Origin of the sequence: Macrococcus epidermidis, from assembly GCF_024205965.1 — a bacterium.
Classification (GTDB): domain Bacteria; phylum Bacillota; class Bacilli; order Staphylococcales; family Staphylococcaceae; genus Macrococcoides; species Macrococcoides epidermidis.
In genome coordinates this window covers 1915089-1935266 of the sequence record NZ_CP073819.1, presented here as the reverse complement: position 1 = coordinate 1935266, position 20178 = coordinate 1915089, and the positions used below count along the sequence as shown (strand labels likewise).

The 20178-nt window shown below is 34.2% G+C and carries 19 protein-coding genes and 5 tRNA genes; 17 read left to right on the top strand and 7 right to left on the bottom strand.

What is annotated here, in order from left to right:
- Nucleotides 1-60: 60 nt before the first annotated feature.
- The 4 genes from KFV12_RS10235 (at nucleotide 61) to yhaM (ending at nucleotide 6658) form a co-directional block, all read left to right on the top strand.
- A complete protein-coding gene (locus tag KFV12_RS10235; protein WP_254256716.1) occupies nucleotides 61-1524 on the top strand; it encodes a coproporphyrinogen III oxidase in 1464 nt (487 codons plus the stop codon).
- A 96-nt stretch (nucleotides 1525-1620) separates the two neighbouring features.
- On the top strand, nucleotides 1621-2799 hold the full coding sequence (locus tag KFV12_RS10230; protein ID WP_254256715.1) for a metallophosphoesterase family protein: 1179 nt from the start codon (nucleotides 1621-1623) through the stop codon (nucleotides 2797-2799).
- Nucleotides 2796-5720: an ATP-binding protein gene (locus KFV12_RS10225; RefSeq protein WP_254256714.1), complete on the top strand. Its 2925-nt coding sequence runs from the start codon at nucleotides 2796-2798 to the stop codon at nucleotides 5718-5720. The genes KFV12_RS10230 and KFV12_RS10225 overlap by 4 nt, the downstream gene beginning before the upstream one ends.
- Complete coding sequence (gene yhaM / locus KFV12_RS10220) at nucleotides 5717-6658, top strand: 3'-5' exoribonuclease YhaM (protein ID WP_111716300.1); 942 nt, start codon at nucleotides 5717-5719, stop codon at nucleotides 6656-6658. Before KFV12_RS10225 ends, yhaM begins: the two co-directional genes overlap by 4 nt.
- A 191-nt stretch (nucleotides 6659-6849) precedes the next feature.
- Here the strand turns inward: yhaM and KFV12_RS10215 are convergent, their stop codons facing one another.
- The 5 genes from KFV12_RS10215 to KFV12_RS10195 all read right to left on the bottom strand — a co-directional run bounded on the left by KFV12_RS10215 (nucleotide 6850) and on the right by KFV12_RS10195 (nucleotide 10029).
- Nucleotides 6850-7776 (bottom strand): peptidylprolyl isomerase, encoded by a 927-nt coding sequence (locus KFV12_RS10215; protein ID WP_111716302.1) that lies wholly within the window; start codon nucleotides 7774-7776, stop codon nucleotides 6850-6852.
- A 66-nt stretch (nucleotides 7777-7842) separates the two neighbouring features.
- Entirely contained in the window at nucleotides 7843-8418 is a 576-nt protein-coding gene (locus KFV12_RS10210) for a DUF3267 domain-containing protein (RefSeq protein ID WP_111716304.1), read from the bottom strand.
- Between the two features lie 33 nt (nucleotides 8419-8451).
- Entirely contained in the window at nucleotides 8452-8997 is a 546-nt protein-coding gene (locus KFV12_RS10205; protein WP_099576687.1) for an HTH-type transcriptional regulator Hpr, read from the bottom strand.
- A 190-nt stretch (nucleotides 8998-9187) separates the two neighbouring features.
- The gene (locus KFV12_RS10200) at nucleotides 9188-9544 is read right to left on the bottom strand and encodes a YtxH domain-containing protein (protein ID WP_254256713.1); all 357 of its coding nucleotides are present in this window, start codon (nucleotides 9542-9544) and stop codon (nucleotides 9188-9190) included.
- A gap of 59 nt (nucleotides 9545-9603) precedes the next feature.
- The gene (locus tag KFV12_RS10195; protein WP_111716308.1) at nucleotides 9604-10029 is read right to left on the bottom strand and encodes an HIT family protein; all 426 of its coding nucleotides are present in this window, start codon (nucleotides 10027-10029) and stop codon (nucleotides 9604-9606) included.
- Nucleotides 10030-10169: 140 nt separating this feature from the next.
- Between KFV12_RS10195 and KFV12_RS10190 the strand changes: the two genes are divergently transcribed.
- Both KFV12_RS10190 and KFV12_RS10185 read left to right on the top strand, forming a co-directional pair.
- A complete protein-coding gene (locus KFV12_RS10190) occupies nucleotides 10170-10904 on the top strand; it encodes an ABC transporter ATP-binding protein (protein ID WP_254256712.1) in 735 nt (244 codons plus the stop codon).
- Nucleotides 10897-12114, top strand: coding sequence for an ABC transporter permease (locus KFV12_RS10185; RefSeq protein WP_254256711.1), 1218 nt, complete (start codon nucleotides 10897-10899; stop codon nucleotides 12112-12114). Before KFV12_RS10190 ends, KFV12_RS10185 begins: the two co-directional genes overlap by 8 nt.
- 21 nt (nucleotides 12115-12135) lie before the next feature.
- On the opposite strand, the gene KFV12_RS10180 is transcribed toward KFV12_RS10185, so the two are convergent.
- A complete protein-coding gene (locus KFV12_RS10180) occupies nucleotides 12136-12654 on the bottom strand; it encodes a hypothetical protein (RefSeq protein WP_240837642.1) in 519 nt (172 codons plus the stop codon).
- A 139-nt stretch (nucleotides 12655-12793) separates the two neighbouring features.
- On the opposite strand from KFV12_RS10180, the gene hemE reads away from it, so the two are divergent.
- From hemE to lplA, 4 genes are all read left to right on the top strand, one after another.
- A complete protein-coding gene (gene hemE / locus KFV12_RS10175; protein WP_111716315.1) occupies nucleotides 12794-13834 on the top strand; it encodes a uroporphyrinogen decarboxylase in 1041 nt (346 codons plus the stop codon).
- A gap of 18 nt (nucleotides 13835-13852) precedes the next feature.
- Nucleotides 13853-14773, top strand: coding sequence for a ferrochelatase (gene hemH / locus KFV12_RS10170; protein ID WP_254256710.1), 921 nt, complete (start codon nucleotides 13853-13855; stop codon nucleotides 14771-14773).
- Nucleotides 14774-14788: 15 nt separating this feature from the next.
- Entirely contained in the window at nucleotides 14789-16165 is a 1377-nt protein-coding gene (gene hemY / locus KFV12_RS10165) for a protoporphyrinogen oxidase (RefSeq protein WP_254256709.1), read from the top strand.
- A gap of 67 nt (nucleotides 16166-16232) precedes the next feature.
- On the top strand, nucleotides 16233-17219 hold the full coding sequence (lplA, locus tag KFV12_RS10160; RefSeq protein WP_254256708.1) for a lipoate--protein ligase: 987 nt from the start codon (nucleotides 16233-16235) through the stop codon (nucleotides 17217-17219).
- A gap of 75 nt (nucleotides 17220-17294) precedes the next feature.
- Here lplA and KFV12_RS10155 read toward each other — a convergent pair whose 3' ends face one another.
- The gene (locus KFV12_RS10155; protein ID WP_099576706.1) at nucleotides 17295-17504 is read right to left on the bottom strand and encodes an IDEAL domain-containing protein; all 210 of its coding nucleotides are present in this window, start codon (nucleotides 17502-17504) and stop codon (nucleotides 17295-17297) included.
- A 244-nt stretch (nucleotides 17505-17748) separates the two neighbouring features.
- Between KFV12_RS10155 and KFV12_RS10150 the strand changes: the two genes are divergently transcribed.
- The 7 genes from KFV12_RS10150 (at nucleotide 17749) to KFV12_RS10120 (ending at nucleotide 20177) form a co-directional block, all read left to right on the top strand.
- Nucleotides 17749-18306, top strand: a complete 558-nt coding sequence (locus tag KFV12_RS10150; protein WP_170122521.1) for a competence protein ComK — start codon at nucleotides 17749-17751, stop codon at nucleotides 18304-18306.
- A 79-nt stretch (nucleotides 18307-18385) separates the two neighbouring features.
- Nucleotides 18386-18460 (top strand) — tRNA-Asn (locus KFV12_RS10145).
- Between the two features lies 1 nt (nucleotide 18461).
- Nucleotides 18462-18550 (top strand) — tRNA-Ser (locus KFV12_RS10140).
- A gap of 242 nt (nucleotides 18551-18792) precedes the next feature.
- On the top strand, nucleotides 18793-19713 hold the full coding sequence (locus KFV12_RS10135) for a ketopantoate reductase family protein (protein WP_254256707.1): 921 nt from the start codon (nucleotides 18793-18795) through the stop codon (nucleotides 19711-19713).
- A gap of 229 nt (nucleotides 19714-19942) precedes the next feature.
- A tRNA-Met gene (locus KFV12_RS10130) sits at nucleotides 19943-20016 on the top strand.
- 8 nt (nucleotides 20017-20024) lie between these two features.
- A tRNA-Asp gene (locus KFV12_RS10125) sits at nucleotides 20025-20100 on the top strand.
- 4 nt (nucleotides 20101-20104) lie between these two features.
- Nucleotides 20105-20177: transfer RNA gene (locus tag KFV12_RS10120), tRNA-Phe, on the top strand.
- Nucleotide 20178 lies beyond the last annotated feature (1 nt).

Sequence of the window (20178 nt, the reverse complement as noted above, 5' to 3'; positions counted from 1 at the left end):
TAAATTATCAAATAAACAAAAAGTGATATGCTTTTTGTTTATTTTTTTGTGAGGGATACAATGAAGTTTTATTTAAAACATGAACAGTTCGATTCAATTCAACTCTATATTAAAAATATCATCAATCTGTATTTTGAAGAAAGCTACTTATTTGAAGGTGTTGGAGATAATCAGATCAATCTTAATATCGAGCAAAAAGATGAAACAACTGTTACGACAACAATGACCATAAATGGTAAAACATATACGCAATCTGCAAAAAGAAATGGTGTTACAAAGCGCGATATGAAACAGGCGCTTGGTGAGACTTTAATTACGATATTAACTGATTATACAGGCATTGTTCAAAGCTGGGGAACACTGACTGGCATAAGACCGACGAAACTATACCATAAATATTATAGACAAGGACTAACGCATGAAGAAATTACGAAAATATTGGTACGTGATTATTTAATTTCCATTGAGAAAATTGACTTGATGAGAGATATCGTACACACACAATTAACTGCTATGCCTGATCTTTATCAGCTTGAACGTGAAGTAAGTATTTATATCGGAATTCCTTTTTGTCCGACTAAATGTGCATACTGTACATTCCCAGCATATGCAATACGTGTATTTAAAGATCAGGTACCAGAATTTTTAGTAGGATTAATTCACGAAATAAAGCATACTGCAGCATGGTTAAAAGATAATGATATTAAAGTGACTTCTATCTACTTTGGTGGTGGTACACCGACGTCGATTGAACCGAACGATCTATCGTTGCTGCTTGAAACAGTATACACATCATTTGACATGACGCATGTACGTGAAGTTACAGTGGAAGCAGGACGTCCCGATACGATTGATACGGAAACGCTGAATGTACTTAATCATTATGATATCGACCGCATCAGTATTAATCCACAAAGCTTTACAGACGCTACTTTAAAAGCGATTGGACGCCATCATAGTGTTCAGGAAACGATTGATAAGTTTCAACTATCACGCGCACACCATATGAATAATATTAATATGGACTTAATTATCGGATTACCAAATGAAACACGCGTTGAAGTGGAAAACTCTTTACAGGAGACGAAAAAATTAAATCCAGAGTCATTAACGGTACATACGTTAAGCTTTAAAACAGCGAGTGAGATGACACGTAATAAAGCAAAGTATCCAGTGGCGCCAAGAGATGAAATCATTCATATGATGAACATGACAAGGCAATTTGCTATAGAAAATGATTATATTCCGTATTATTTATATCGTCAGAAAAACATACTTGGAAATCTTGAGAACATTGGTTATTCTAAACAGGACGAAGCTTCGTTATATAATATTTTGATCATGGAAGAAGTCCAAAGTATTATTGGACTGGGTTGTGGTGCATCAAGCAAGCTTATCGATCCTGTTACCGGTAAGATTGAAAACTTTTTAAATCCAAAAGACCCGAAATCATATAACAATAGTTATGAAAGTTATACAGACAAAAAGATTGAAAAATTAACGCAATGTTACACAAGCATCTAAAGTGATATCACTTTAGATGCTTTTTTTCGACTTGTCTAACAATTTTATATGATTTAATGTAAAATATGATGTAACAAGAAAAGTGAGGTACTGCTTATGGTAAAATTTATCCACTGTTCAGACTTATTACTAGACGAGCCATTTGATTTAAAAAGTAACTTGCCGGAACATATTATGCAGGATGTATATCGAGCAAGCTTTGAAAGTTTTAAAAATTTAGTTGATGATGCAATAGAGTTGAAAATTGATTTTATACTTATTAGTGGGAACTTATATTCGAGTAAAAATAGAAATATTAGAGCCGATAAATTTATTGAACAGCAATTTGAACGATTAAATCAAGCACATATTTTTGTGTATTACATTGCTGGTACTGAAGATAGGTTATCTCAAAAGTCTTATACAAAGTATCCGGAAAATGTCGTTGTATTCTCTGAAGATGTACAGTCATACGAGCTGATTACGCATAACGGACAAAGAGTGTTTATTCATGGATTTAGCTATAAAGAACATACAACTTATGAAAATAAATTAGACAGTTATCCAGTGAATGAAGTGGATCAATCCATTCATATCGGAATGCTGCATGGAATTCATCATAAGATTAAAGGCTTCAATGCTACAGAGTTTAGAATAGAGGATTTAAACGAAAAATTATATCATTACTGGGCATTAGGACATTTACCATATAAGAAACGTCTTAATGATCTGCCTGAAATCCATTATCCTGGCAAGATGCAAGGCACATGTTTCTCTGATACTGGTCGAAAAGGGTATCTTTACGTTGAAGGTGATCATACAACACTTGACGTTAAATTTATCCCGACAGAACATATCCGTTTTGAACATGTAACGTTAACATTAAATGAAACCGGCAAACATGCCATCTATCAGGATATTACTGATTTTAAGCATAGTATAAGAAGTTCAGGGAAAAGTATGTATCAGTTAAAGCTCGTTAATCCATTTGAAACATTAATTGACAGCCATTTAATACAAAGTATTCTCAAGCAAGTACAAATGTATGAATCAAATGAATCACAATTTGTCTGGATCGATGACATCGAGCTTGAGCAGACATTTGAAGTACATACGCTAGCCAGTGAATTCAATACAGAGCATTTAGAGAACGAAGCGTTATTTAATCAGGCACGTGTACCGATACAGCAATCAAGTGTTGAACGATACTCAGATGATATAAGTTTTGATGTGCATCAAACGTTACTTAATCACGGCGAATCAAGATTAAAGTTAATGATGAGGGATGAATCATGAAGATAAGATCACTTGAAATATATGGATACGGCAGATTAGAACATCGAAAATTTGATATTCATTCAGACTTTGTTCAGATTTATGGTGAGAACGAAACCGGAAAATCAACGATGCAGGCGTTTATCCATGCTTTATTATTTGGATTCCCTAAAGATGGGGAATATGAACCGAGACTTGAGCCGAGATTTTCACCGCAATACGGAGGTAAGATGACGCTTGAATTACAAACAGGCGAGATAGTAACGATTGAACGCAACTACGTACATCAAAAAGAAGAAGCGACAATATTGCTTGATGGTAAACAAAAAGATGTGCAATGGTTAAATCAGTTATTAAACCACATTTCAAAAGAAACGTATAAAAATATTTTTTCATTTGATGTATTAGGATTACAGGAAGTGCATCGCAAACTGACTGAAGATAAATTACAGGCGTATCTTTTGCAAGCTGGAGCTTTTGGCAGTACTGAGTTTACGCAGATGACAGAACATATTAAACAGGAAAAATCACGATTATTAAATGATGACGTTTCGGGTGAAATAAATAAAGCAACGGAAGCATTACAAGTTCTAGAATCTCAAATTCGTCAAAAAGATCTTCTGTTTGAAACGTATGATACATTACTGTCTGAACAAGATAAATTAAGTCGCGAGTCTGATGAATATAAGACACATCTTAAAGAACTTAATCAAGTATTACAACGTAAACAACGTGAAATCGCGTTTCACGATCAAGCGAAAGAATGGAAAGCACTCGAACACAAATTGAATATCACACCGCCAACTTTCCCCGAGCAGGGGATTGACCGATTTGAAGCGCTTAAGAAACAGCAGCATCAAGTTAATCGCGACCTACAACTACGTCAGGAAAGACTCAATCAGCTCACAGTAGAAAACAGCACGATACAATTGCTGGAGAATCCAGTAATAGAACAATCGAATGACTTGTTGAAACAAGAACAGTCATATCGGAACTATCAGTCAGATCTTTCTCACCATTCAAAGATGATCGATCAGCTGACAAACGAACAGGCAACTTTGATGAAAGATATTGGCTGGGAGGAGTATCATCTCGTAGATGCAGGTCCATCAGTAAATGAACAAGCAAGTTTAACAATCAATCAACTCGAAAAAGATTCACTTGAAAAGTCACAGATCGATCGAGAGATTAATTTTGTTAAAGATACGATTGCTAAAAAAGAACAGGCACTACATGATCTGGAACATGTAAAGGTACATGATGAGCGTTTCGAAAAATCTTTACAACTTGAAAAGAGCAAGACTGATTTAATAGATAAAACAAAGCTTTACGATACGATGAAAGAAGAAGCAGCTGCGTTTGAAGCAAAACAGTTAAAACAATATAAACTTCAGCAAGGTAGTCTTTTGTTAATGATGTTATTGTTTATCGGTGGAGCAATCTATTCATTTTTAATACCGCAATATATCGTGCTGGGTGTATTTTGTGTGTTAACTGTAATTACAATCGTCATGTTGATGATGAACAAAAAACCAGATTTACATTTCAATCAATCTTTAGCGCAGGAAGTATCTGATCTTAATCTAAAAGTAAAAGATTTGCAGGATAACTTCGATTTATCCTTTGATCTGGAAGAACAACGCTTAATCAGACAGCGTATGAGTGAAGGTAAGCGTGAAATAGCTCGCGAAAAAAATCGATATCATCAGTTAAATCACAGTTTACAAGATATTAATAAGCGTATTGAACAATCGACTTCAACATTACAAAATATAAGAACAAAACTAAATTTACCAGAAGATTATCTGGTGACTCGACTTACACTCGCCATCAAACAAATTAATAAGATAAATGCATTGGCAATAGAATTAGAAACGTTGAATGGTAAACATAAAGCTACCGAGCAACATATATTACAATTTAACGAAGCTTTTAATCGATTCAAACAAACAGTACCGGTTGATTTAAATATCGACAGCTTATTCCATGATTTAAAGACGATGCAGACGAAAGATGAGAAGAATAAGTTTCAGTTTAATAAGAATAATGATCAGATCGCACTGTTAAATAAAGAGATTGCAATTATGCAGGAACAATTATTACAGTTCAATAATGAATTACAGACACTTTTCGATGAAGCTAAGGTAAGCAATGAATCAGAATATTATGCTCAGGAAAAAATATTTAACAATTATCATCGTGATTTAACTCAGTTTGATCAATTAAGTCGTTCACTTACTGAACAGGGCTTCTCATATGACGATAATACGGCGTTAAGTTATGTTACAACGATTGACTTAGTAGCGCAACAAAATGCTATTGAAGCACATATTGAACAGTTAAGGCGAGACTTAGCGCAAGTGAAAGAAAAATTAACAGTAATACACGAGCAAATGGAAACAATCGCGAGTGATGATAGTTTGTCCCGTCTAAAATATGAATTACAGATTAAGAAAAATCAATTAAATACATTGATATATGATTTTACGGCAGTCAATTATATTGAAACATTGATTGACGCACATATTGAAGCTGTTAAAGAAAAAAGACTACCATATGTTATCAGTGATGCAACTGAGATATTTAAGTATTTGACTGAAGATAGATATATACAAGTCCTGTATAAAGATCAACACCTTGTTGTCAAAGCGAGCGATGGTCAAGTTTATCATCCGACGGAATTATCGCAATCAACGAAAGAAATACTTTATATTGCATTGCGACTAAGTTTAATCCAGTCGCTTAATAAATATTATCCGTTCCCAATTATTATTGATGATGCATTTGTGCATTTTGATAGAACAAGACGTGAGCGTATATTAGAATATATGATGAAGTTAAAATCTAACCAAATTATTTATTACACTTGTAATAGATCAACTGTGGTTACAAACAAAAATACCATTACACTAGAGAGAATAAATAAGGAGGTTAAAAAATGAGAACCATTGAAACATTAAAACCTGGTGCTGCTGTTGATAACTACTTTTTAATTCATAAAGCAATTCAGGGCGTAACAGGACAAGGGAAACCTTATTTAACGTTATATCTTAAAGATAAAAGTGGAGATTTAGAAGCGAAAGTATGGACTGTCACTGAAGACGATATAAAAGCACTCACACCTGAAACTTTAGTGAGAATTAAAGGTGATGTTATAGATTATCGTGGCAGAATTCAGATGAAGGTCAATCAGTTTAAAGTAGCGACACCTGAAGATGGTGTGAAGCTTGAGCACTTTTTAGAATCAGCACCACTTAGTGAAGATGATATGATGAATGACCTGATGGACTATCTGCTTGAAATTGAGAATGCGAAGTTACAACGTGTGACGCGTTTATTATTAAAGAAATATCAAAATGAATTTATGACATTCCCAGCTGCGAGTAGCAATCATCATAACTTCGTTTCAGGATTGTTATATCACGTGCTGACGATGTTAAAGCAGGCGAAAGCATTATGTGATATTTATCCATCACTCAATAAGAGTTTATTATATTCAGGTATTATCCTGCACGATTTGGGTAAAGTTAAAGAATTGTCCGGCCCAGTCGCAACAAGTTATACGGTAGAAGGAAATCTATTAGGCCACATTTCAATAATGAGTGATGAAGTAGCGAGTATTGCGCGTGAACATAATATTGATGGAGAAGAAATTATGCTGCTTCGTCACTTAATCTTAAGTCATCATGGTAAATATGAATATGGTTCACCGAAATTGCCGATGGTAAAAGAAGCGGAGATATTAAACTTTATTGATAATATTGATGCACGTATGCAGATGTTTGATAAGCATATGAAAAAAGTAGAGAAGGGTAACTTCTCAGAACGCATTTTCGCACTTGAGAACAGACAATTTTATAAACCCATCAATCTGGACTAATGATTGACGAAATAACTTAAAAGAGGGTGAGACATAAGTCTTAACCCTCTTCTGTTTAACAGCTTAAACGGCGGCACAGAAGTTGCCCCTACGACAAAAACCGGACAAAAACTATAAATCAAAGTGCGATTTATTAGTTTAGTCCGGTTTTTGCTTGTGGCAGAACACTTCTGTCCCAGCCTCTGTTTAGATTACTGACTTACTTCTGGTGCTTGTGCTGTTAAAATTTGCTCATCAACGATTTTCTTAATGTCTTTATCTTTGTAATCGACATCGTAGTCTTTAAGGAGCTTTTTGTATGCATCAACCATTAATTTAGGATCTTTTTGAATTTTAGTTTGACGTACTTTTTCTTTTAGACTATTTTTTTGGCTATCGAAATCATCTTGTTTGTCCGCTAAGATAATGTGGTAACCAAAGTCAGTTTTTACTAAGCCAGAAAGTTCGCCTTCTTTTAATTTAAATAATGCTTTTTCAAATGGTTCAACTGTTTGTCCTTTAACAACATAGCCTAATGAGCCGCCGTTTGCTTTAGAACCTGTATCACCAGATTCTTTTTTAGCGATCTTAGCGAAGTCAGCTTTGTTTTTCTTAACTTGTGCTAAGATCTTTTCAGCTTTTGCTTTCGCAGCTTTATCACTTAAACCATCTTTATTCGAATCAGATTTCACTTGAATTAAGATGTGAGATGCTTTCTTCGCATTTTCTTTAACATCTGCATCCGTTACTTTTACTGTATCTTCTAATAATTTTTTACGGTATTCATCATTCACACGTGTATCTTTATATTGTTCAACAGTCATTCCAGGTTGTTGCTGTTGCAGAATTTGAAGGAACTGTTTCTCGCCACCGTATTTTTTGATTTCTTCGTCTACAGATTTTTTAATCTTATCTGCGTCTACTTTTTTACCATATTTATCTTTTAAAATATCTCCGATTAAAATTTGGAACGCTGTGTTAGCGACTTCAGTTTTGCCCATCTCTTTAATCACGTTTGATGTAGTAACATCGCCAGCTTTAGAAGATATTAAAGTTTCACCATTATTGCCACATGCAGATAATCCTAAAACGGATATAGATAATGCTGCAGGTAGCATTACTTTTTTAAGTTTCGTCATACATATTCTCCTTTTTACTTACAAATTTCTGTTCTAATATATCACAAAGCAATATTAGATTACAATTTATCTAATATTGCACTCATGATTATTCGTTGAAAGTTCATGTTTAGTCAGTATCTCAAAACCATATTTACGTTCTTCGATATAAGAGCCTTTCGGTGTGTTGATAATATATTTTAAGTATATAAAATCAATAAATGACATCCCGACATTAATAGAAAATATAAATAGAAAATAGTGAGCAAATTGTGGCAATACAACTACGCAAAATAACGTGATGAAAGTTATTATGAAAAACGGTAGCATCAGTGAAATACCAAATTTAATTTTGTGAATCGGATGATTGATTCTTATATTAAATAACGGAAAAAATTTAGATTTATTCGTTTTTTGTAAGATCATTGATTTCATATCATTCATAAAAGGTATCATATGACAAAATTTATGAATGGGGTATAGCAATAAGCATGCTGCTATAAAAAGAAAAAAGTACTGATCAGAGAAATATTTACCAAATACACTTGAGAATAATTCAAAACTTACGATAAATACTAAGATTGAAATAAGTGCTGAAATAAGCAATATGCGCTGTAAGCCATATGTTGCTCGAAAGTTAAAGTTTTTATTACATAAGTACATGGCAATTCTCCTATCGGTCAATTTACCTAGCAATTATGCATTATCAGTTTCGTTCTCGTCAAGTAAAACTTTTAATAGGTCATTATGACTTTTATCAAGGTGCTTAATAAAGTCGTCGCCGTAGATTTGCGCTACGATATATTTTAATTCAGTGAAAGAAGGAAGGTCATGCATTATATCATTATATTTATTTGCTGCATCATAAATACGATCATCGGTTTCTTTATAGCCATGATATGTTTCATACAGCAGTTCTTTACCTTTTTCAGTCAATTCAAGATACGTGTTACGTTTATCAAATTCACTTTTAGGCATCGTTAAATAGCCGCGTTTTTCAAGGTTTTTCGCAAAGTTAAACACAGTTGAAACATGCATCACACCATACTGGCTTACTTGTGAGATTGTTGCTTTCTCAAGATTTCTAATAATAATCAATATATGATGTTCATTAATATTTAAATCATATGGTTTAATCCAATTTTGCCAGTCTTTTTCCACGGTTTTCCATAAAGCTTTACTCAACTGAGATACTTTATGTGTAAAAAGCATTTTTTCAATTACATCTTTTTCACGCTTCATAACGCTGCCATCCTTTCACTTGTATATTAAAATTATATTATTGCTATAGTTAAATTAAAAAAAGTATGATGATTACATCATACTTTACTATAGAATAATAATATTTTACCATAATACATTTGTGAAACAAGGTATTTTTCTGAATTTTTAAAAATATAAACAGAAGATATTATAATTTCAGTTTATATTTTTATTTCTTAGATAAAGTATCCATAATTTCATCTTTACGATTGTTTAAATTTTCGATATTGCCTTTTAAATTCTCAACATTTGGCTGAATATCAGATTTATAATGTGCAATCATGTCTTTAATCTCATCTGTCATCGTTTTCATCACTTCTTGTGAGGCATCTTTTGTTTTGAAGACAGTATCTTTTACTTCATTTGCTTCAATCTTTAGCTGATTCACCTGAGCTTTAGTATCATATGCTGTTGATTTAAAGTTTTGTTGTAATTCTTTACCAGACTTCGGTGCATTTAATATTGATGTTGCTGCACCTGCTGCGATTCCTACACCAAATCCTAATAATATACGTGAAAATTTCATAAATTGATCCTCCTCAATTTGCTTGTACTAGTCTATACCCATAATTTAAAATAACATGCTTATTTTATCGCATTGCTGATTGCATCTTTTAATTCATGCATTGCACTTTCATCGAATGCATCTGCATGTGTTTCCCACTTGTAACCGAACCCATCGATATCATCTTCATAACGTGGAATGATATGGAAATGGATATGAAAGACAGATTGATCAGCGAAAGCACGGTTATTTTGAATAATGTTGATTCCTGCTGGACTAAAAGCAGCATCAACTGCTTTCGCAACTTTTTGTACAGATTGAATGACTTTTGCTAAATCTTCAGGGTCTACAGATAAGATATCTTCAGCTGCATTTTTAGGGATAACAAGTGTATGACCTTTTGATACTTGTGAAATATCCAAAAAAGCATATGTATACGCATCTTCATAAACTTTATATGAAGGAATGTCACCTTTTAATATTTTTCCGAAAACTGTTTCACACATTGAAAACGCCTCCTTATATAATTTGCTATTTTGTTTATTATAATGTAATTATTGAAATTATTCATTCAATCACAATTCGTTATGAGAAATAATTATTATTTGATACAATAAATTTAAATTAAGACGAACGGAGAATGCATGTGACAGTTAAAGTGAGTAATTTAACAGGGGGATATGGTAATCAGCCTGTTGTTCATAATATTAATTTTGAATTAGCGCAAGGTCAGATTATCGGACTTATCGGATTAAATGGTGCCGGTAAAAGTACGACGATTAAGAATATGTTAGGGTTGCTACGTCCGTTAGAAGGTGATATTGAAATCAATGGCTATAAACTCTCTAGCGACCCATTTAAATATCGCTCAGAACTATCGTATATTCCGGAATCACCTGTATTATATGATGAATTAACATTAGAAGAACATATCGATATGACTGCGATGGCTTATAATATTGATGCAGAGGTAGCGATGCAACGCGCGATGCCGATATTAAAGATCTTTCGTTTAGAAGATAAATTGAAACAATTTCCTGCTCATTTCTCGAAAGGGATGAAACAGAAAGTAATGATTATTTGTGCATTTATCCCGGAACCATCACTTCATATAATTGATGAACCCTTTTTAGGACTAGATCCTTTAGGGATACAATCGATGCTTGACCTTATGGTGAAAGCGAGAGAAGCGGGCCGTACTGTATTGATGAGTACACATATTTTAACGACGGCAGAACGTTATTGTGACTCATTTTTACTGATGCACCATGGTAAACTAATCGGTAAAGGTACGATTAATGATTTAAGGATGCAGTTTAATATGCCAAATGCCACACTGGATGAAATTTATATTTATGCAACAGGTGATGCGCATGAATAAGGCAGTTCAACTTTTTAATCAAAGGCGCGTGAAGAACCAAAAAGAGGTAGCTTATTATAGTAAGTTTATCTTTAACGGTCATTTTGTCGTGTTCTTATCAATTGCTTTTGGTGCATTGATGTTACAGTATTCACAAATGGTGAAACACTTATCACCGCACATCAATTATCATCTTATTATTGCAGTAGCACTTGCTGTATTGACCATTACAAATATCAGAACATTTGTCAGACCGGCAGATCAGATTTTTTTACTGAATTTTGAACAGCATATGAATGCTTATTTTAAATCAGCGATGATAAGAAGTGCTTTGATTCGAAGTGTTATTTTTGTCATTGTAGCAGCTTTATTTATGCCGCTTTATTTTAATGCAGCAGATTCCTCGATGATAGGATATATTTGTGCTGTTATTTTAGGGATCGTAATGATTATCGTAGGAATCTGGATTCGTTTTTTAATGATGAAGTTAGATATTGAGCAACATTTAATCAGTCTGCTGATCTTTTTGATGGCGTTGTCGGGTATTTATACTTCGCTTGAAGGTTTGCCGATTACTATCATTCCGATTATCATTTTTGGGATTGGTCTTGTTTATCTGCTTAATAAGAACGCACAGTATCGTACAGTAAACTGGCATGCAATGATTGATTACGAAGAACGATTGACACATCAACAAAATAAGACCATTAATATGTTTACAGATGTAAAAGGAATGAAAGATACCGTTAAACGACGTCGTGTACTTGATGTCTTATTACCTAAGCATAAATCAAAGTACAATCAGCAACATATGTTTGAGTTTTTATTTATCAGAAATTTTCTACGTAGTAGTGATGCATTATGGATTATCATTCGATTAATCTTAATCGCAGCTGTAGTGATGTGGATTGTGAATCAGGAAATCATTGCAATGATTATCGGCGCATTTTTAGTGTATGCAATCGTTTTACAGACATCGCAATTTTATAAACAACAGGCATTTCAGTTGTGGCCACAAGTTTGGCCGGTGCCGGAAAGTTTAGTGTTAACTGGTTTCAAACAGTTTATGCGTAAACTCGTATGGCTTACAACAATTATTATTGCGGTTATCTATTTGATATTATATCCGGCGCATTTTTATTATGCCGCTGTCTTTTTTCTGCTAATGCTCTGGACGATGCATAATGTAACAGAAAAAATTGAAAAACGTATGAAGTTATTAAAGGATTGAGACATGTGTCTCAATCCTTTTTTAATCTTCTGCTTCTGTTAACTCTTCAGGTTTTTCAACATATAAATATTTTGAATAATAGATATTTGCCATAATATCTTCTGATTGATACATTGACAACGCTTCTTTACTGAAGTTTTCTCTGAAGAAGCTGCTCTTTCTAAAGTCATCTATCTGACTCTTTCTATCAAACTGGAAAGTCGCAACATATGTTTCGCCACGTTTAGGACGTAATAGACGGAAAGCCTGATATCCTTCGTAATCGTTTAGTTTTTCTAATGGTAATAATTTCGTATCAAAGACTTCCTGACGCGCTTCTTTCACAATAAAATAGAGTAATAAAGTCGGTTTCTCAAGTAGTTTACCATCGTTGATAACGTTCGTGAATGACTGAGGTGCACTAAACACTGATTTATCATCTGTTTCTTCATATAAATAGGCGTTATCTTCATTATAGAAAGATAATATTTGTCGTTTTGAATATTTCTTTTTTATTTTATCCAGGAAAAAGCTGGAACCATAAGTTATATAAGTATACATCGTTATCATCCTCTCTTTATTTATGTATACCCAAAATACAAGATTTATGTCAGTTTAATGACATTAGTTTTTTATGATACTTTATAATAATTGTTATGATAAAATCAGACTATATACGAAAAAATTGGGGGAAGTTTGTTTGAATTCATTTAACGATACGATTTTAAAAGCAGCAAGAGGGGAAAAAGCAGAACATACACCGGTCTGGTTTATGAGACAGGCAGGACGTAGTCAACCTGAATACCGTAAAATTAAAGAAACGCACAGTTTATTTGAGATTACACATGATCCAGAACTTTGTGCATATGTCACAAAGTTACCGGTTGATCAATACAATACGGATGCAGCAATTCTTTATAAAGATATTATGTCTCCGCTTGGAGCAATTGGTGTTGACGTTGAGATTAAATCTGGTATTGGACCGGTAATCGATAATCCAATCCGTACGATACAGGATGTATCTCGTTTAGGTGAGATTCATCCTGAACAAGATGTACCTTACATTTTAGATACGATCAAGTTATTAACGCAGGAACAGTTAAATGTACCATTGATCGGCTTTACTGGTGCTCCGTTTACTTTAGCGAGTTATATGATTGAAGGTGGGCCATCTAAAAACTACAACAAAACAAAAGCGATGATGTATGAGCAACCTGAAGCATGGCATATGCTGATGGAGAAACTAGCTGATATGTGTATTACATATACGCACGCACAAATCGATGCTGGTTGTAAGATGATTCAAGTATTTGATTCATGGGTTGGGGCATTAAATAAAGCAGACTATCATCAGTTTATAGCACCACATATGACAAGAATTTTCGCTGGTATAAAAGAAAAACAAGTACCAGTCATTACATTTGGTGTGGGTGCAAGTCACTTGATCGAAGAGTGGAATGCTTTACCTGTTGATGTATTAGGATTAGACTGGCGACTGCAAATCGAAGAAGCACGTGCAAAAGGGATTACAAAGACCTTAATGGGCAACCTGGACCCTGCAATCTTACTTGCGCCATGGGAAGTGATTGAATCTCATCTTAAACGTATTCTAGATCAGGGATTACAGTCAGACAGTTATATCTTTAATTTAGGTCATGGTGTATTTCCGGAAGTTCAACCGGACACTTTACGTCGTGTAAGTGCTTTTGTACATGATTATTCAGCGAAATATAAAGCTTAAAATTTGGGGGAAGAATGAATGACTAAAAAGGGATTACTCGTTATGGCTTACGGTACGCCATATAAAGAAGAGGATATTGAACCATACTATACACATATTAGACATGGTAGAAAACCATCTGAAGAAAGTTTACAGGATTTAAAAGATCGCTATAAAGCAATCGGTGGTATCTCACCGCTAGCAGGGACAACAGAACGCCAGGCAGAAGCTTTAGTGAAAGCATTAAATGAAGCTACAGGTGAGGACTATCAATTATATATCGGTCTAAAGCATATCGCACCTTTTATAGAAGATGCAGTAGAAGCGATGCATAATGATGGTATTACTGAAGCGGTAACAATTGTCTTAGCACCACATTATTCTAACTTCTCAGTAGGAAGTTACAATAAACGTGCAGCAGAAGAAGCAAGTAAATATGGTATTCAACTTAAACATGTTGAATCATTCTATAATCAGGATAAATTTATTGCATTCTGGACAGATCAAGTGAACAGCACACTAGATACAATTCCACAGACTGATTGGGAAAAGACAGTGTTGATTGTCAGCGCGCATAGTCTGCCGGAGAAAATTAAAGCAGCAGGCGATCCTTATCCAGATCAATTAGAAGATACTGCAACAATGATCATGGACAATTCTAAAATTTTAAATGTTGAAACTGGATGGCAGTCAGAAGGTAATACACCAGATCCTTGGTTAGGACCTGATGTACAGGATTTAACACGTAAATTACACGAAGAAGAACAGTATGAACATTTTATCTATACACCAGTAGGATTTGTCTGTGAACATTTAGAAGTATTATATGATAATGATTATGAATGTAAAGTCGTGTGTGACGATTTAAATGTGAAATATTATCGCCCTGCGATGCCGAATACGGATGAACGTTTTATTGGTGCGATGGTGGATGAAATTCAAAGTGTATTAAATCAATAGAAATGAGTGTTTAACATGGCAAAGAAATGTGCAGTGATCGGCGCAGGTATTACCGGATTATCAGCAGCGTACTATCTGCAAAAAGAAGATTCATCGATTGAAATTGATATATTAGAGGCGAGTGACGTACCAGGTGGTAAGATAAAAACTTACCAAAAAGACGGGTATACGATAGAATTAGGTCCAGAATCATATCTTGGACGTAAAAAGATTATGACAGAACTTGCTGAAGCAATCGGTTTAAAAGATGAAATTGTAGTAAATAATACCGGAAAATCATATATTTATGCCAAAAATAAACTTTATCCAATACCTGGTGGTTCAATATTAGGTATTCCGACTGAGATGAAACCATTTTTATCAACACGTCTGATCTCACCAATCGGAAAATTGCGTGCAGGAATGGATTACTTGATTCAACCAAAACCGATGGAACCGGATGTTTCAGTCGGTGCTTTTTTCAGACGACGTTTAGGCAATGAAACTTTAGAAAACTTGATAGAACCATTGTTATCAGGTATATATGGTGCTGATATTGATAAGTTAAGTTTAAAATCTACATTCCCGGACTTTAAAGCGACTGAAGAAAAGCACGGTGGTCTTATAAAAGGAATGCATGCTAATAAGAAGAAAGCGCCTAAAAGTAAAGGACCAGTTCAGGGACAGTTTAGACAATTTAAAAATGGCTTAATGAGTTTTATAGAGGCGCTTGTAAAAGACTTAGAGCAAAAAGGTATCTCTATAAAATATAATCATAAAGTTGATGGCATCGAGAAATTAGATAACGGCTATCATATTACTGTAAATGGGGAGAAAGTGTACTACGATAAAGTCATTATTACGGTTCCTCATACAGTATTTCGCAACTGGCTCAATGATGGACCATTAAACTATTTCGACTATATGGAGACGACAAGTGTGGCTACCGTTGTGATGGCTTTTGATGACAGTCAGGTGAATAATAATGAAAATGGTACAGGTTTTGTCATTGCTAAAAACTCTGATACCGTCATCACTGCGTGTACGTGGACAGACAAGAAATGGTCTCATACAACACCACCAGGTAAGACACTGTTACGAGCATATGTTGGTCGTCCTGGCAGCAATGTGGTTAAAGATAATGACGATGCAGCGATTGTGAAACTTGCGCGAAATGATTTAGATAAAATGATGGAAATTAAAGGTGAACCTGAATTTACCATTGTGACAAAATTATTTAACAGTATGCCACAATATGAAGTAGGTCATATTGATCGCATTCGCGCGATTCAGCATTATATTAAGACACAGTATCCTGGTTTAGTGATTACCGGTGCATCTTTTGAAGCGGTAGGACTGCCAGACTGCGTCGCACAAGGACAACGCGCTGCATTACAAATAGCACATGAATAAACAAAACATTGTCTATAATAAATCAGCAGCATTATAATGAAATACAGACACACTTTAGGAGGATGTTATGAAATTTATTCACAATAATAATATAACGGATCCTTCATTGAATTTAGCAATGGAAGAATACGTATTGAAACATTTACCGAAAGATGATTCCTATTTCTTATTCTATGTTAATGAACCATCAATCATTATCGGAAAGAATCAAAATACATTTGCTGAAATTAATCAATCATATGTTGATGAACAAAATATTCATGTTGTTCGTCGTATTTCTGGTGGTGGAGCAGTTTATCATGATTTAGGCAATTTAAATTTTAGCTTCGTAACAAAAGCTGATGAAGACAGTTTCCATAACTTTAAGAGATTTACGATGCCAATCGTAGAGGCACTTAATAAATTAGGTGTCAAAGCTGAGATGACAGGACGTAATGATCTTCAGGTTGGCGAACGTAAAATCTCAGGTAATGCGATGTTTCAATCGGGAGATCGCATGTTCTCGCACGGCACACTGATGTTAAACAGTGATATTGAAGAAGTCGTGAAGAGCTTAACCGTAAGTGAAAAGAAACTCATAACAAAGGGCATAAAATCTATTCGTTCACGTGTAGCAAACATTCAGGAATTTCTTGAAGCACCAATGTCAATGGAAGATTTTAAACAGACATTACTGCATTCAATATTCGATGGTGAGATTGAAGAATATCAACTTCAGGAAGAAGACTGGAAGAAGATCAAAGAAATCAGTGATCAGAAATATCGTAACTATGACTGGAATTATGGGAAAAATCCGAAATATAATTATGAAGTTAAGCAGAAATTCCCTGGAGGTATGTTGGAACTTAAGATTAATGTCATTAAAGGTATGATTGATGATATTAAAATATTCGGTGATTTCTTCGGTGTAGGTGAAGTTACTGAGATCGAACAGAAACTTAAAGGATTACCACATAATCAAAAGGCAGTGAAGGCAGTGTTAGATACAGTAGACTTTGGACATTACTTCGGTAGAGTAACGAAAGAAGAATTTTTAAGTTTAGTTGCAAAATAAAAAAAGACAAATTTTTAGCGCCAATCCTTAAAATTAATTTTTGAGGTATTGGCGCTTTATTTTATCGTATTCAATTTAAATTTCCTCCAGAGCTTTCAATTCACTCGTATACTCTAGAAATGCTTCCTGGTTATGATTTAATAAAGACAAATCAATCTTTTCTTTTAATAATTTCTTTTGATGACTTTTAACAGCTTCGTCAATGATAAGCTCGATATATAAATTATTGAGATTAGATACGAAAGTTTCAAGACCATTTAATTGTGTTTGCTGATTATAGTTCATAAGTATTACCTCCTCAAATGTATTAAAACGAGTATATTATATAATATTCTAAATTGCAATAGTATTCAGAAAATTATATTAATTAACATTAGTTCGTTTTGATTAATAATATATAACCATATTTTTAACTTTGTAAACATATCTTTTTCTAATGTAAACTATGTAAAAAATTTGAGAAAGTTAACAAATGTTAATTGGAATTGTGTATAATATTATCAATATATTGACAAAGGAGAAAGTTGATATGGAGAAATATATTGTTAATGAAAAGACGATGTATATTAAGGCGTATAGAGATGGTAGAAGTGTACTTTCTGAAATTGGTGAATATGGAAGAGAAACATTTATATTTAAAAAGAAGCCATTACATATCATTGAAGACTCATTATTCTTTTATCATGCTTCATATAAAGCGAGAAAAATATCTACGAAGATGATTGCAGAAATTTATACAAAACCACCAATCATCGTACAGCCTGGTACACAAACATATTTCTTTCCGACGCACAGTGATCGAAGTAACGATATGGCCTGGATCAATGTTCACTATGTAAATCGATTTCACGCAGGTGAACATTATGATACTGTTGTAGAATTTGATGATCAGTCACAAGTATCTTTTCCGGTGACAACGTATACTTTTAATACGCAGTATTTGCATGGGATTAAACTGGAATATTGTGTAAGAGCAAAAGCGTTAAAACAAGAAATGTATACACAGGAAACAGTGCATTTTGACAAATGTAGGGCAAATCTATTCGAAATGTTAGCAATGTATGCATTATTAGAGAAAAAGGTGTAAATGTTCCATAAAAATATTTACCAAAAGTATTGACCAATTCATTTCAATTGATATAATAGTATTTGTTGATTGAAATTATTCCACAGTAGCTCAGTGGTAGAGCTATCGGCTGTTAACCGATCGGTCGTAGGTTCGAGTCCTACCTGTGGAGCCATGGAGATGTACTCAAGTTGGCTGAAGAGGCGCCCCTGCTAAGGGTGTAGGTCGGGTAACCGGCGCGAGAGTTCGAATCTCTCCATCTCCGTTACAAAACACTTAGTGTATGCTAAGTGTTTTTTTTAATATTTAAAACAAATTATTGAATAATCTGAACTTTTGAATTATTATAAACTCATTATATTTTTAATATTATGCTCCTTCATAGATGTATTAATTTTATCTATATGACTACAAATTAATACATAACAAAGTATGTGAACGATTTAACAAACTTACTTATTCCTGAGATAAAATAATATTAGATAATCAAATGAGGAGGAAGAAAGTATGAAAATAGTTATGGCAGGCGCAGGTGCAATGGGTGGACGTGTAGGTCTTTATTTAACTGAAAGTGGACAAGATGTGGTGATGCTTGATAAATGGCAGGACCATGTTGATGCGATGAATGATAATGGTGTTACTGTTCATTCTTATGGTGAAACAACAAACCATAAAGTGAAGGCAGTATTTATGGATGACTATAATGAACCGGCAGATTTGGTAATTTTATTAACAAAAGCGTTGACTGCTGAAGAAACAATCGATAATTTAATCAAACAGGGTGTTATTACAAAAGAAACGAAAGTGATGTCTCTGATGAATGGTTTAGGTCATGGTGATATGCTGCTGAAGAAATTGTCGGTTGAGCAAGTTATACTGGCTGTAACAATGTGGTCAGCAGGTTTAAAAGGACCTGGTGAATTAATTTTAGAAGGCACTGGTAATATTGAATATGGATATCCTGATGGGCATGTGGATGCTTTCATTGAACAATTGAAAGTAATTTTAGATGAAGCGAAACTTAACGGTGTGATCAGTAATGATATTGTGACATCAATCTGGAATAAAGCTTTAGTGAACTGCTGCTTCAACACATACTGTTCGGTAACGGATAAACGTATCGGGGATTTTGGTGCATATGAACAAGCAGATGCAATGTTAATCCCATTAGTTAAGGAAATCATTGCAGTAGGGGCTACTAAAGGTGCAAAGCTTGATTTAGATGCAACAATGGAGAAATTCCATAAAATGTACTCACCTGATGTCGTTGGTCTGCATTATCCATCTATGACTCAAGATATTCATAATGGACGTAAGACAGAAGTTGATTACTTAACAGGTGCTGTTAGTCGATTTGGTGATGAAGCAGGGATAGAAACACCATATTGTGATATTTTAACGCATTTAGTACATCAAATTGAAAAGTAATAGAATAGATCTTGGTTTTTTACCAGACATGTAACAACATGTCTGGTTTTTTGATGGTTAGAATAAACCAAATATATCACTAGATTACCTACAAGAACATACTTTTATACAACATTCGTATGAAATATGCCTCTAAAGATAAAATTTACACTTTTTTAATGTTGCGTTCACAAACTTAAAATGATATATTTTAAAAGTACTCTTTTTACGAGAGACAACATATTATTATCGCGGGATGGAGCAGTCTGGTAGCTCGTCGGGCTCATAACCCGAAGGTCGGTGGTTCAAATCCGCCTCCCGCAATTATTAGTGGTCCCGTGGTGTAGCGGTTAACATGCCTGCCTGTCACGCAGGAGATCGCGGGTTCGATTCCCGTCGGGACCGCCATTTTGGCTCAGTAGCTCAGTCGGTAGAGCAATGGATTGAAAATCCATGTGTCGGCGGTTCGATTCCGTCCTGAGCCAT

What these genes read in the sequence shown, in the direction of transcription:
- KFV12_RS10235 (WP_254256716.1), top strand. Translation starts at nt 61, where the DNA reads ATGAAGTTTTATTTAAAACATGAACAGTTCGATTCAATTCAACTCTAT.
- KFV12_RS10230 (WP_254256715.1), top strand. Translation starts at nt 1,621, where the DNA reads ATGGTAAAATTTATCCACTGTTCAGACTTATTACTAGACGAGCCATTT.
- KFV12_RS10225 (WP_254256714.1), top strand. Translation starts at nt 2,796, where the DNA reads ATGAAGATAAGATCACTTGAAATATATGGATACGGCAGATTAGAACAT.
- yhaM (WP_111716300.1), top strand. Translation starts at nt 5,717, where the DNA reads ATGAGAACCATTGAAACATTAAAACCTGGTGCTGCTGTTGATAACTAC.
- KFV12_RS10215 (WP_111716302.1), bottom strand. Translation starts at nt 7,776, where the DNA reads ATGACGAAACTTAAAAAAGTAATGCTACCTGCAGCATTATCTATATCC.
- KFV12_RS10210 (WP_111716304.1), bottom strand. Translation starts at nt 8,418, where the DNA reads ATGTACTTATGTAATAAAAACTTTAACTTTCGAGCAACATATGGCTTA.
- KFV12_RS10205 (WP_099576687.1), bottom strand. Translation starts at nt 8,997, where the DNA reads ATGAAGCGTGAAAAAGATGTAATTGAAAAAATGCTTTTTACACATAAA.
- KFV12_RS10200 (WP_254256713.1), bottom strand. Translation starts at nt 9,544, where the DNA reads ATGAAATTTTCACGTATATTATTAGGATTTGGTGTAGGAATCGCAGCA.
- KFV12_RS10195 (WP_111716308.1), bottom strand. Translation starts at nt 10,029, where the DNA reads ATGTGTGAAACAGTTTTCGGAAAAATATTAAAAGGTGACATTCCTTCA.
- KFV12_RS10185 (WP_254256711.1), top strand. Translation starts at nt 10,897, where the DNA reads ATGAATAAGGCAGTTCAACTTTTTAATCAAAGGCGCGTGAAGAACCAA.
- KFV12_RS10180 (WP_240837642.1), bottom strand. Translation starts at nt 12,654, where the DNA reads ATGTATACTTATATAACTTATGGTTCCAGCTTTTTCCTGGATAAAATA.
- hemH (WP_254256710.1), top strand. Translation starts at nt 13,853, where the DNA reads ATGACTAAAAAGGGATTACTCGTTATGGCTTACGGTACGCCATATAAA.
- hemY (WP_254256709.1), top strand. Translation starts at nt 14,789, where the DNA reads ATGGCAAAGAAATGTGCAGTGATCGGCGCAGGTATTACCGGATTATCA.
- lplA (WP_254256708.1), top strand. Translation starts at nt 16,233, where the DNA reads ATGAAATTTATTCACAATAATAATATAACGGATCCTTCATTGAATTTA.
- KFV12_RS10155 (WP_099576706.1), bottom strand. Translation starts at nt 17,504, where the DNA reads ATGAACTATAATCAGCAAACACAATTAAATGGTCTTGAAACTTTCGTA.
- KFV12_RS10150 (WP_170122521.1), top strand. Translation starts at nt 17,749, where the DNA reads ATGGAGAAATATATTGTTAATGAAAAGACGATGTATATTAAGGCGTAT.
- KFV12_RS10135 (WP_254256707.1), top strand. Translation starts at nt 18,793, where the DNA reads ATGAAAATAGTTATGGCAGGCGCAGGTGCAATGGGTGGACGTGTAGGT.